Consider the following 13,459-nt stretch of genomic DNA (forward strand, 5'->3'; position numbering starts at 1 on the left):
TAATCAGGAGAAGAATCTGACGCTATGGGGCATATTGTCAAGAAACTGCTGATCGCCAATCGTGGTGAGATCGCCCTGCGCGTGGTGAGGACCGCGCGCGAGATGGGCATCGCCACGGTGGCCGTGTACGCCGAACAGGACCGCGGATCGCAATACGTCAGTCTCGCGGACGAGGCGTACCTCCTGCCCGGCGACACCTATCAGGACACGTATCTCAACGAGGATCTGCTGATCGACATCATCCACCGTTCCGGTGCCGACGCGGTGCACCCGGGCTACGGGTTCCTCTCCGAAGTGCCGAGCTTCGCGCAGAAGGTCGAGGCGGCCGGCGCGATCTGGGTCGGTCCGCATCACACCGCGCTCGTCGATCTCGGCGACAAGATCACCGCTCGCAGGGTCGCCCTGCGCGCCAAGGTGCCGCCGGTGCCGGGCCTGTCCGAATCGGTCAAGGACATCCGCACGCTGCTCGACTTCGCGCACACGCACGGCTATCCGATCATGATGAAGCGCACGGACGGCGGCGGCGGACACGGCATCACCGTCGTGCGCGACGACGAGGAGCTGCGCCGCTTCTACACCAATCACGACGCGCTCGAGGGCGGCGACCTCGACGAGTACTTCATCGAGAAGTTCATCGACAAGGCGCGTCACGTCGAAACCCAGTCCGGACGCGACTCCCACGGCAACTTCACCGTCTATTCGACGCGTGACTGCTCGCTGCAGCGTCGCAATCAGAAGCTCGTCGAGGAGGCGCCCGCGCCGTTCCTGTCCGAGAAGGTCGTCGAGACCCTCAAGGAGTACTCGCGCCGCCTGTTCGAGACGGTCGGCTACACCGGGCTCGGCACCTGCGAGTTCATGGTGACGCCGTACGGCAAGGTCTACTTCCTCGAGGTCAATCCGCGACTCCAGGTCGAGCACACCGTCTCCGAGGAGGTCTCCGGCCTCGATCTCGTGCGCGAGCAGCTCGTCATCGCCTCCGGCGGCGAGCTGACCCCCGCTCCCGAGCCTCGCGGCCACAGCTTCGAGCTGCGCATCACCTCCGAGGACCCGGCCACGAACCTGACCCCGTCGGCCGGCACGCTGGAGCGCATCGTCTGGCCGTCCGGCCCGGGCGTGCGCATCGACACCGGCGTGGTCGAGGGCGACACCGTCTCCCCGAAGTTTGATTCGATGATGGGCAAGGTCGTCGTCACCGCGCAGAACCGCCTCGACGCGGTCGCGCGCGTGCGCCGCGTGCTCGACGAGATGACGATCGAGGGCGTGCCCACGCCGATCCCGCTGTTCAAGAGGATCTTCCGCGACGACGCGTTCACCGCCGAACACGGCCACGCCTTCGACGTGAGCACGAAGTGGCTGGAACGCACGTATCTCAACCGCGAGCCGGACACGGTGCACGCGGGCCAGCCCGCATCCCTCGCCGGAGCGACGGCGGGAGCGGATGCGAATGGCGAGAAGAAGGAGACCACCGAGACGTTCGTCATCGAGATGAACGACAAGCGGGTCAAGCTCACCGTGCCGATCGACATCGTCGAGAACCTGACCGGCGGCGTGCGTGCGCGCGGAGCGAAGCGCCCGACGCAGCCGTTGCGTGGCTCCGGCTCGCACAGCGCCGGCCCCGCCCGCGGCGCGGTCGACGACGGCGCCAAGTCCGGCATCATCGCCTCCCCGATGCAGGCGGTCGTCACGCGCATCAACGTCGCCGAAGGACAGCAGGTCGCGAAGGGCGATCTGCTCGTCGTGCTCGAATCCATGAAGATGGAGAACTACGTGTACGCGCCGGCCGCCGGCACGGTCACGAAGATCTTCGTCGGCCCCGCCGATGGCGTGGAGGCCGGTGACACGTTGGTCACGCTGGACGTGGTTGGGGCGTCCGGCTCGGCCAAGGATCCGGCCAAGGGTGAGGAGGCCGCGAAATGACCGACATCGTGAACAGCCCCGCCGTGCGTGACGCCGTGAAACAACCCGTGGAACAGAGCGTCCAGCCGCTACGCGCCGCCGTGATCCGCGCGGCGCAGCTCGCCCGCGACGCCGAAAGCCGCGCCCGCGACAAGCAGCACGCCAAGCACAAGAAGACCGCGCGCGAGCGCCTCGACCTGCTGTTCGACACCGGCAGCTTCGAGGAGATCGGCCGCTTCCAGGGCGGCAACATCAACGCGGGCAACGCCGGATCGGCCGTGATCTGCGGCTTCGGACTCGTCTACGGGCGCAAGGTCGCCGTCTACGCGCAGGACTTCTCCGTGCGCGGCGGCACGCTCGGCACCGCTGAGGGCGAGAAGATCTGCCATCTGATGGACATGGCGATCAGCCTCAAGGTGCCGGTCGTCGCGATCGTCGACTCCGGCGGCGCGCGCATCCAGGAGGGCGTCGCCGCGCTCACCCAGTACGGGCGCATCTTCCGCAAGACGTGCGAGGCGAGCGGCTTCATCCCCCAGATCTCCCTGATCCTCGGCCCCTGCGCCGGCGGCGCCGTCTACTGCCCGGCCCTGACGGACCTCATCATCATGACGCGCGAGAACTCGAACATGTTCGTCACCGGACCGGACGTGGTCAAGGCCGCGACCGGCGAGACCATCTCGATGGCCGATCTGGGCGGCGGCGACGTGCACAGCCGCAAGTCCGGCGTCGCGCACTACCTCGGCGAGGACGAGTCCGACGCGATCGACTACGCGCGCACCGTGCTCGCCTACCTGCCGTCCAATTCGGACGAGCGACCGCCGGTCTACGCCTACGCCGCCACGCGCGCCGAACGTGACACCGCCAAGCGTCTCGCCGAGATCGTGCCGGACAACGATCGTCAGCCCTACGACATGCTCGACGTGATCCGCTGCATCGTCGACTACGGCGAGTTCGTGCAGGTGCACGAACGCTTCGCCGCGTCCGCGCTCGTCGGCTTCGCCTGCATCGACGGGCATCCGGTCGGCGTGGTCGCCAACCAGCCGAACGTCAACGCCGGCATCCTCGACGTCGACGCCTCCGAGAAGATCGCCCGGTTCGTGCGTCTGTGCGACGCGTTCAACCTGCCGGTCATCACCCTCGTGGACACCCCCGGATACAAGCCCGGCGCCGAACAGGAGCACGCCGGCATCATCCGCCGCGGCGCCAAGGTGATCTACGCCTACGCCAACGCGCAGGTGCCGCTCGTCACCGTCGTGCTGCGCAAGGCGTTCGGCGGCGCGTACATCGTGATGGGATCCAAGGCGATCGGCGCCGACATGAACTTCGCGTGGCCGTCCTCGCAGATCGCCGTCCTTGGTGCGGCCGGCGCGGTCAACATCATCCACCGTCACGACCTCGCCAAGGCCAAGGCCGCCGGCAAGGACGTGGAGGCGCTGCGTGCGCAGTACATCGCCGACTACGAGGAGACCACCGTCAACGCGAACCTCTCGCTCGAACTCGGGCAGATCGACGCGATGATCGACCCCGAGCAGACGCGCGAGGCGATCGTCGAATCGCTCGCGACGCTCGCCACCAAGCGGCGCGTGCGGCACACGACCAAGCACCACGGCAACCAGCCGCTCTGACTCATCGACTCATCGCATAACAGCACGTAAGAAAAACACACAGATAGGAACACACATGACCACCTTCTTCCTCAACCGCCTGGCCGAAGGCGAACCGCACGCGCTCGCCTTCGCCGGCCAGTCCACGCCGTGGCCGGTCGCGCTCGCCGATCAGACCGCCGACCCCGAGCTGGCCGACGCGCTCCACGCCCACGTGGATGCCGCCTATGCCAAGCTCACCCCCGTCAACGCCGAACTGCTGGCCACCACCGGCCGTCCGGTCGACCTGTTCGGCTTCACCCCGAACCCGGCCCGACTCGGCGCCGCGGCCGACGCCACCGCCTCGGTCGAGGGCATCGCCCTGACCCAGCTCGGCGCGCTCATCGACCTGAACCACCTGGGCTACGACGTCACCCGCGCCAACCCGACCGCCGTGCTCGGCCACTCGCAGGGCGTACTCGCCGTGCACATGGTCAAGGCCATCCGCGAGGCCGGATCGATCGACGCCGCACGCGACCAGATCGACGAGATCCTCGCCACCGCCGCACTGATCGGCGCCGCCGGCACCCGCGCCGCCCGCGAACTCGCGCTGAGCCCGCGCGCCGGCGAGGCCACGCCGATGCTGTCCGTGCGCGGCGCCACCCGCGCGCAGGTCGAGGCGCTCGCCGCCCGCGTCAACAACCCGCGCGGCCCCATCTCCATCGCCGTGACCAACTCCGCCAACCATCACGTGCTCTCCGGATTCCCGGACGATCTGGCCGCATTCGGCGTCGAAACCGCCAAGGAGCACAGGAAGCAGGCGCGTCTGCGCGAGGAGAAGGTGCGCGGCGGCGCCGTGTTCGCCCCCGTCCTCGAATACCTCGATGTCACCCTGCCGTTCCACTCGCCGCTCATGCAGCCGGCCGTCGACCGGACCGTCGAATGGGCGCGCGCCTGCGGCTTCGACGAGGATCGCGCCCGCGCGCTCGCCGAAGAAGTGCTCCTGAACCACGTCGACTGGGCCGCCCGCGTGCGCGCCACGCTCGAGGACACCGATCCGGCCAAGCTGTGGATCGTCGACCTGGGCCCGGGCACGACGCTCGGCAAGCTTATCGGACACGTCGCGGAAGGCACCGGCGCCGGCATCGTCGAGGCGACCACGCTCGCCGAGCGCGCCGCCCTGTCCACCGCGACCGACGAGCCCGCGCGCACCCAGAACTGGAAGGTGTTCGCCCCGCGTCTGGCGCATACGCCCGCCGGCGACAGGCTCGTCACCAGGTTCTCCGAGCTCACCGGCAAGCCGCCGGTGCTGCTGCCCGGCATGACCCCCACCACCGTCGATCCGGAGATCGTCGCGGCCGCCGCGAACGCCGGATACTGGGCCGAGCTCGCCGGCGGCGGCCAGGTCACCGCAGAGGTGTTCGACCGCCACGTCGCGCGTCTCGAGGAGCTGCTCGACGAGGGTCGCACCGTCGAATTCAACGCGATGTTCATGGACCGCTACCTGTGGAATCTCCAGTTCGGCTCGACCCGCATCGTGCCGAAGAAGCGCGCGTCCGGAGCCCCGATCGACGGCGTTGTCATCTCCGCCGGTGTGCCCGAACTCGACGAGGCCGTCGAACTCATCGCCAAGCTGCGGAAGGACGGCCTGCCGTACGTGAGCTTCAAGCCCGGCACCGTCGACCAGATCCGCCAGGTGATCCGCATCGCCAAGGCCGTGGCCCCGACCGTCATCCTCATGCAGGTCGAAGGCGGCGCCGCGGGCGGCCACCACAGCTGGGAGTCGCTCGACGACCTGCTGACCTCCACCTACGCCGAGGTGCGCGCCTGCGACAACCTCGTGCTCGTCGCCGGCGGCGGCATCGGCACGCCCGACCGTGCGGCCGACTACCTGTCCGGCCAGTGGTCGCGCGCCTATGGCCTGCCCGACATGCCGGTCGACGGCGTGCTCGTCGGCACCGCCGTGATGACTGCCAAGGAGGCGCACACCAGCCCCGAGGTCAAGAAGCTGCTCGTCGCGACCCCCGGCATCACCGCCGACACCGCGGCCGACTCCGACACCGACCCGTTCGCCCCCGCCGGCGAGCGCTGGGTGCCGTCCGGCAAGTCGATCGGCGGCGTCGCCTCCGGTCTGTCCCACCTGCACGCCGACATCTACGAGGTGGAGAATTCCTCCGCCGAGTGCGGTCGACTGCTGGTGCGCGTGATGAAGCACCCGGAGGAGCTGGAGTCGCGTCGCGCCGAGATCATCGAGGCGCTCGACAGGACCGCCAAGCCGTACTTCGGTGATTTGAAGACCATGACCTACTTGCAGTGGGCGCAGCGTTTCGCCGAACTCGCCTACCCGTGGGTGGATGACACGTACGCCGACCGTTTCCTCGACCTGCTGCATCGCATCGAGGCGCGTGTCGCCGACGTCGACTCCGGCGAGTTCGTCTCGAAGCTCGACGTGACGCGCGATGATGTGATCAAGGATCCGGCTCCGGCGCTCGCCGCGTTGGAGCGCGAGTATCCGCAGGCCGCCGGCATCACGGTGACGCCCGCCGACGAGGCGTGGTTCCCGGTGCTGGTTCGCGAGTATCCCAAGCCGATGCCGTTCGTGCCGGTGATCGACAACGATCTGCTGCGCTGGTGGGGTCAGGATCAGCTGTGGCAGTCCGAGGATCCGCGTTATTCTGCCGATTCCGTGCGTGTGATTCCGGGCCCGATCTCCGTGGCCGGCATCACGACCGTCGACGAGCCGGTGGCCGACATCCTCGGCCGCTTCGAGACGGCCGCGATCGAACGCGCCAAGGAACTGACGGAGGCGGAGACCGCCGCGCCGCTGTACGCGACGCTCGGCGAGGCGGCCAGCGCCGAGGACTTCATCCGCAAGTCCCCGAACGTCTCCTGGGTCGGCCACGTGACCGACAACCCGGCCTACGGCACGCCGCTCGGCGACAAGAACTACGAGATCCGCGCCGTCGACGAGGCGAAGGGCGAGTACGATCTCGACATCCATCTCGACACCTACTGGGACAACGATCCGGACGGCGGCACCTCGAAGCACGCCGTGCGCGACATCGTCATCCCGCTCACCGTGCCGGCCGACGCGACCGGCGGCATGCCGATCGTCAACCGTGAGCGTCTGATCCCGGACGTGTATGCGATGCTCGCCGCCACGGCCGGCATCGGCAACACCGCCATCACCGGCGACGTGCTCGCCGCCATGCCCGAGATCGAGAAGACGGATGGTGACAAGGAGCATGTGTTCGGCGTCGCCACCGCCGCCTACACGTTCTCCGCGAACCTCGGCTACGACCACGAGGCCGCGACCGGCGGCGCACTGCCCGCCAGCCTCAGGGCCTCGCGCATCGCGCCCGACGCGCTGGTCGGCCCGGCGTGGCCGGCGATCTACGCGGCGCTCGGCTCGGTGTCCGTCCACGGCTACCCGGTCATCGAGGGTCTGCTCAACGCCGTCCACCTCGACCACCTCATCGAACTTGAACAGACCGAGGACGAGCTGCTGAAGCACGTCGGCGAGACCGTCACCTTGAAGTCGTGGGCCGAGGACTACTTCGAATCCGCCTCCGGCCGCGTCGTCACGATCCATGTGACGCACACCGCCGCCGACGGCACGCTGCTGGCGCGCGAGACCGAACGCTTCGCGATCCGCGGCCGCGTCTACTCCGACGTGCTGCCGGCGGACGCGCCCGAATACGGCGACTGGCTCGCCGCGCATCCGAGCGAATCGGACGAGCGTGGCGAGGAGCAGACCCGGATCCTGCCCACGCAGAGGCGCCTGCTGCGCCGCGTCAAGGTCACCGCGCCCGGCGATATGACCGCGTTCGCGCGCACGTCCGGCGACTTCAACCCGATCCACACCTCGAAGCGCGGCGCCGCGATCTCCGGACTGGCCGCCCCGCTCGTGCACGGCATGTGGCTGTCCGCCACCGCCCAGCACGCGGTGCAGGCGCTCGACGACAAGGGCGCCCACTACGAGATCGCCGGATGGACGTACAACATGTACGGCATGGTCCAGCTGAACGACCAGGTCGAGATCTCCATCGAACGCGTCGGCCGCGTCGAACACGGCGGCATGGCCCTCGAGGTCACCTGCCGCATCGACGGCCAGCTCGTCTCCCGCGGCACCGCGCTCGTGCGCGCCCCGCGTGCGGCGTTCGTCTACCCCGGACAGGGCATCCAGAAGCAGGGCATGGTCCTCGACGAGCGCGCCAAGTCGCCCGCCGCCCGCGACGTGTGGGAGCGCGCCGACAAGCTCACCCGCGCCAAGCTCGGCTTCTCGATCATCGCCCTCGTGCGCGATAACCCGAAGGAGCTCACCGCCAACGGCGTCACCTACCGCCACCCGGAGGGACTGCTCAACCTGACGCAGTTCACGCAGGTCGCGCTCGCCACCGTCGCGTTCGCCCAGACCGCGCGACTGCGCGAGGCCGGCGCCGACATCTGGCCCGCCTACTTCGCCGGACACTCGCTCGGCGAATACAACGCGCTGTCCGCGTTCGCCGGCGTGATCCCGCTGGAGACCGTGCTCGAGCTGGTCTTCCACCGCGGCTCGACGATGCACCACCTGATCCCGCGCGACGCGCAGGGCCGCTCCAACTACCGCATGGGAGCCCTGCGTCCGAACCAGTTCGGCGTCGACGACGCGCACGTCAAGGCGTACATCGAATCCGTGGCCGAGCAGTGCGGCGAGTTCCTGCAGATCGTCAACTACAACCTCGCGGGCGCGCAGTACGCGGTCGCCGGCACCATCGCGGGATTGAAGTTCCTCAAGGAGGATGCGAACCGCCGTGCCAGGGAGGCGGGCGGCAAGCCGGCGTTCATGCTCGTGCCGGGCATCGACGTGCCGTTCCACTCCACGCTGCTCAGGAAGGGCGTGCCGGAGTTCCGCGACAAGCTCGACGCGCTGCTGCCGCAGTACATCGACTACCGCGGACGACTGGTAGGCCGCTACATTCCGAACCTCGTGGCCTGCCCGTTCGAAATGACCAAGGAGTTCGCCGCGAAGATCCTTCAGGTCGTGCCCTCCGAGCGCATCAAGGCCGCGCTCGACGATTCGGCCGTGTGGGACTCCTACGCCGCCGACGACCAGAAGCTCGGCCGACTGCTGCTGACCGAACTGCTCTCCTGGCAGTTCGCCTCCCCGGTGCGCTGGATCGAAACCCAGTCGCTGCTCTTCCGCCACGCGGCGCAGGGCGGTCTGGGCGTCGAGGAGTACGTCGAGGTCGGTCTCGGCAACGCCCCGACCCTCGCGAACCTCGGTTCCAAGACCCTGCGTCTGCCCGAGTTCTCCGGCACCGACGTGACCGTGTACAACGTCGGTCGCGACGAAGGCCGCGTGTACATGACCGACACCGATTCGCTCGTGCCGGACGAGTCGGCTGAGTCGGCTGAGTCGGCCCCGGCGCCCGTCGAAGCCGCCCCCGCCGGCGGATCCGCCGTCGCCAAGCTCGGCTCGGCCTCTGCCGACGGGGGAGAGAAGCCCGCCGCGGCTGCCGCAGCTGGTCAAGCGGATGGCTCCGTCGCCGGACAGTCCATTGGACTGTCCGACTCCTCGCGCGGCCTGCAATCAGGGCAGGCCGCCGGTCCATCCGGCGCCGACGTGCCCGACATCCCCTTCAAGGCGTCCGACGCGATCGGCGTGCTCATGGCCTACTCGACCAAGATCCGCATCGACCAGATCGGCACCTCCGACACCACCGACACCCTGACCAACGGCGTCTCCTCGCGCCGCAACCAGCTGCTCATGGACATCAGCTCCGAGCTGGGCGTGGCCAGCGTCGACGGCGCCGCCGAGGCGACCCTCGACCAGCTCGCCAAGATCGTCAACAAGGTGGCACCGAACTACAAGCCGTTCGGACCGGTCCTCTCCGAGGCGATCCGCGACCGTCTGCGCGCCCTGTTCGGTGCGGCCGGCGTCAAGCCCACGCACATCCGCGAGCGCGTCACCGGCGTGTGGGGCCTCAGCGAAGGCTGGGTCGCGGCCACGACCGCCGCGCTCCTGCTCGACACCCGCGAGGGTTCGAGCTCGCGTGGCGGCGATCTCGCCAAGCTGCCCACCGGCGCCGCCGCCAACCAGGCCGCCGCCGATCAGCTCATCGACGACGCCGTGGCGCTGGTCGGCCAGACCAAGGGCGTGCCGGTCTCCAAGCCATCCGCGGGAGGCGCCGCGGGTGGAGCGGTGGTCGACTCCGCCGCGCTCGACGCCTTCGCCGAGAAGGTGACCGGCTCCAACGGCGTGCTCGCCGCCACCGCCCGATTCGTGCTGAACGAGCTCGGCGTGGCCGCCCCGGCCCCCGAGGCTGGCGAGGATGAGAACGCGGCCGTGGTCGCGGCCGTCGAAGCCGAGCTCGGCTCCGACTGGCCCAAGCAGGTCGAGCCGCGCTTCGACGCGAACAAGGCGATCCTCCTCGACGATCGTTGGGCGTCGGCCCGCGAGGATCTCGCCCGCGCCTTCTACGAGAAGGACGCGGACCTGCTCTCCGGCGGATTCGTCGGCCTCGGCAAGCCGGTCGCCGACGAGGCGCAGTGGTTCGCGGTGAAGACCGATCCGGCCGATGCCGCGCTGAAGGCCGCCTTCGCGCGCATCGCCTCCGAGGCGCTGGAGCCCGTCAGCGAGGACCCGGCCGCCTCCCGCTTCGCGCGTGACATCGCCGTGGTCACCGGGGTCAGCCCGAACTCGATCGCCGCGCAGGTGGTCGAGGGACTGCTTGCGGGAGGCGCGACCGTGATCGCCACGTCGCACAGCTTCAGGCCGTCCATCAAGGAATGGGCCAAGCGCGCCTACCGCACCCACGCGGCCGAAGGCGCCAGGCTGTGGCTCGTGCCCGCGAACCTGTCCAGCTTCCGCGACGTGGACGCGCTCGTCGACTGGGTCGGCAACGTCCAGAAGAAGACGACCGGCGCGACCACCACGATCCTCAAGCCCGCGTACGAGCCGACCCTGTTCTTCCCGTTCGCGGCCCCGCCGGTGCACGGCACGCTCGCCGATTCCGGCGAACTGTTCGAATCGCAGGCGCGCCTCATGCTCTGGGGCGTCGAGCGTGCGATCGCCGGCCTGTCGAGGATCGGCGCCGACACCGATGTGCAGCATCGCCTGCACGTGGTCCTGCCCGGTTCCCCGAACCGCGGCGTGTTCGGCGGCGACGGCGCATACGGCGAGGTCAAGTCGGCCTTCGACGCGATCGTCAACCGCGCCCACGCCGAGCGCGTGTGGTCCGACCGCGTGACCTTCGCCCACCCGAAGATCGGCTGGGTGCGCGGCACCGGACTCATGGGCGGCAACGATCCGCTGGTCGCCGTCGTCGAACGCCACGGCATCCACACGTACTCGACCGCGCAGATCGCCGCCAAGCTGCTCGACCTGTGCACCGCCGAATCGCGTGCCGCCGCCGCGAAGGCGCCGCTCGACGTGGACCTGACCGGCGGACTCGGCTCCGAGCCGATCGACATCAAGGCCCTGCGCGCCGAGGCCGAAGCCGATGCGGCAAAGGCATCGGCTCCCTCCGACGAGGCAGAGAAGGCGCAGGAAACGGATGGCTCCGTCGTCGGACAGCGAATCAAGGCGCTGCCCACACCTCACACTCCGCACCAGCCGCACGTCGACCTCGCCGACTGGGCGAACGTGACCGCCCGCCCTGAGGATGAGATCGTCATCGTCTCCATCGGCGAGCTCGGACCGTGGGGCTCCGGACGCACGCGCGCCCAGGCCGAACTCGGCATCCACTCCGACGGTTCCGTCGACCTCAACGCGGGAGCCGTGCTGGAGCTCGCATGGAACATGGGCCTGCTCACGTGGGCCGACAGCCCCAAGCCCGGCTGGTACGACACCGACGGCAACCTCGTGCCCGAGGAGGACATCGCCGAGCGCTACCACGACGAGGTCGTGGCCCGCTCCGGCATCCGCCCGTTCGAGGAGGGCATGGGCAACGACTACAAGGATGGCTCCGACGAGGAGGAAAGCGAAGTCTACCTCGACCACGACGTCACCTTCTCCGTGCCCAGCGAGGACGTCGCCCGCGAATACGTCAAGCTTGACGAGGCCCACACCTCCTACGCGAAGGACGACGAGTCCGGAGAATGGAACGTGACCCGTCACGCCGGCTCGATGATCCGCGTGCCGCGCCGCGCCACCATGACGCGCACGGTCGGCGGCCAGTTCCCGAAGGGCTTCGACCCGATCAAGTGGGGCATCCCCGCCTCCATGGTCGGCGACGTCGACGAGATCGCGCTGTGGAACATCGTCACCACGGTCGACGCGTACCTGTCCGCCGGATTCAACCCGGCCGAGATCCTCGAGGCGATCCACCCGTCGATGGTCGCGTCCACGCAGGGCACCGGCTTCGGCGGCATGATGTCGATGCGCAAGCTCTACCTCGACCGCTTCCTGAACCACGAGATCCCGACCGACATCCTGCAGGAGGCGCTGCCGAACGTCGTCGCCGCGCATGTGATGCAGAGCTACATCGGCGGCTACGGCAACATGGTCCAGCCGGTCTCCGCCTGCGCCACCGCCGCGGTGTCGCTCGAGGAGGGCGCCGACAAGATCGCGCTTGGCAAGGCCGACTTCGTCGTCACCGGAGCGATCGACGACATCGGCGTCGAATCCGTGATCGGATTCGGCAACATGAACGCGACCGCCAACTCCGAGGAGATGTACGCCAAGGGCATCGACGCGCGGTTCTTCTCCCGTGCGAACGATCGTCGCCGCGGCGGCTTCCTCGAATCCCAGGGCGGCGGCACGATCCTCTTGACCCGTGGCGACATCGCGTTGAAGCTCGGCCTGCCGGTCGCCGGCGTCGTCGGCTTCATCCACTCCTACGCGGACGGCGCCCACACGTCGATCCCGGCCCCGGGCCTCGGCGCTCTGGCCGCCGGCCTCGGCGGGCGCGACGCGAAGCTCGTGAAGGATCTTGCGAAGCTCGGCGTCACGCCGGACGACATCGCCGTGGTCTCCAAGCACGACACGTCCACCAACGCCAACGATCCGAACGAGTCCGAGCTGCACAACACGCTCGCCCGCGCGATCGGACGCACCGACGGCAACCCGCTGTTCGTCATCTCGCAGAAGACCCTCACCGGCCACGCGAAGGGCGGCGCCTGCATCTTCCAGGTCAACGGCCTGACGCAGCTGTTCGCCTCCGGCGTCATCCCGGCGAACGCCTCGCTCGACTGCGTCGACCCGAAGCTCGAACGCGATGACCACATGGTGTGGTTGAGGAAGCCGCTGCGCATCGGCGGCGGTGAGGACGCGTTCGGCCGCGCCGCGGACGGCAAACCGGTCAAGGCCGGACTCGCCACGTCGCTCGGCTTCGGCCACGTCTCCGGCTTCGTGGCGCTCGTCCACCCCGGTGCCTTCGAGGCGGCCGTCGCCAAGGCCGACGGCGAGGAGGCGCTGGAGTCGTGGCGCAAGCGCGCCAACGCGCGCCTCGCGGCCGGTCAGCGTCGTCTCGAGGAGGGCATGATGGGTCGCGCCGCGCTCTACGAGCCGATCGACAACCGCCGCTTCCGCGAGGACGGCACGCGTCTCGCCTCCGGCGGCCGCTACGACGCGCACGAGGTCGAGAAGGCCATGCTCCTCGACCCGAACGCCCGCCTCGGCGCCTCCGGCTACTTCGAGGCGTGAGCCGGTAACCGGTCATCCGCGCCTGTCATGTGAGATGGGCGAGTGAAGGCCGGTGCGCCGGTGTGAAAAACCGGCGTGGCAAGGCTGGGGTAACGGGCTATGTGCCCGTTGCCCCAGCCTTTCTTCGTTATAAGGGGTACTTCTGCGGTTTTGCGGACATCTATCTCGCTTATGAGGGGTACCTGCCGCGGGTATAGAGGCATCAAAATGGCTTGACTCCAACGGAATCAAGCCACATATGGGCTTTGATACTTCGCGTGGATACCCCTCGTAAGCGAGATAGATGTCCGCAATCGACGAAATGTACCCCTTGTAACGCAGATAGCGTCTGTGGGGATATTGTTGTGACGCA

At 68.8% G+C, this 13,459-nt stretch carries 2 protein-coding genes and 2 pseudogenes; all 4 read left to right on the forward strand.

All coding sequences use genetic code 11. The annotated features are described in order from the left end of the window. The first annotated feature begins 24 nt into the window (after positions 1–24). A complete protein-coding gene (locus BW11_RS02420; RefSeq protein WP_140444570.1) occupies positions 25–1,917 on the forward strand; it encodes a biotin carboxylase N-terminal domain-containing protein in 1,893 nt (630 codons plus the stop codon). Continuing rightward, positions 1,914–3,521: an acyl-CoA carboxylase subunit beta gene (locus tag BW11_RS02425; RefSeq protein WP_140444569.1), complete on the forward strand. Its 1,608-nt coding sequence runs from the start codon at positions 1,914–1,916 to the stop codon at positions 3,519–3,521. The genes BW11_RS02420 and BW11_RS02425 overlap by 4 nt, the downstream gene beginning before the upstream one ends. A gap of 55 nt (positions 3,522–3,576) precedes the next feature. Then, positions 3,577–6,177: pseudogene (locus BW11_RS12015) on the forward strand (fatty acid synthase subunit beta domain-containing protein); the annotation flags it as partial. A 153-nt stretch (positions 6,178–6,330) separates the two neighbouring features. Continuing rightward, a pseudogene (locus BW11_RS02430) lies at positions 6,331–13,107 on the forward strand (acyltransferase domain-containing protein); the annotation flags it as partial. Positions 13,108–13,459: the final 352 nt, after the last annotated feature.

This window comes from Bifidobacterium sp. UTCIF-38 (assembly GCF_006454495.1).
Taxonomy (GTDB): Bacteria; Actinomycetota; Actinomycetes; order Actinomycetales; family Bifidobacteriaceae; genus Bifidobacterium; species Bifidobacterium callitrichos.

Bases quoted from the DNA above. Each gene is read 5' to 3' on its own strand.
- BW11_RS02425 (WP_140444569.1), top strand. From the start codon at position 1,914: ATGACCGACATCGTGAACAGCCCCGCCGTGCGTGACGCCGTGAAACAA.
- BW11_RS02420 (WP_140444570.1), top strand. From the start codon at position 25: ATGGGGCATATTGTCAAGAAACTGCTGATCGCCAATCGTGGTGAGATC.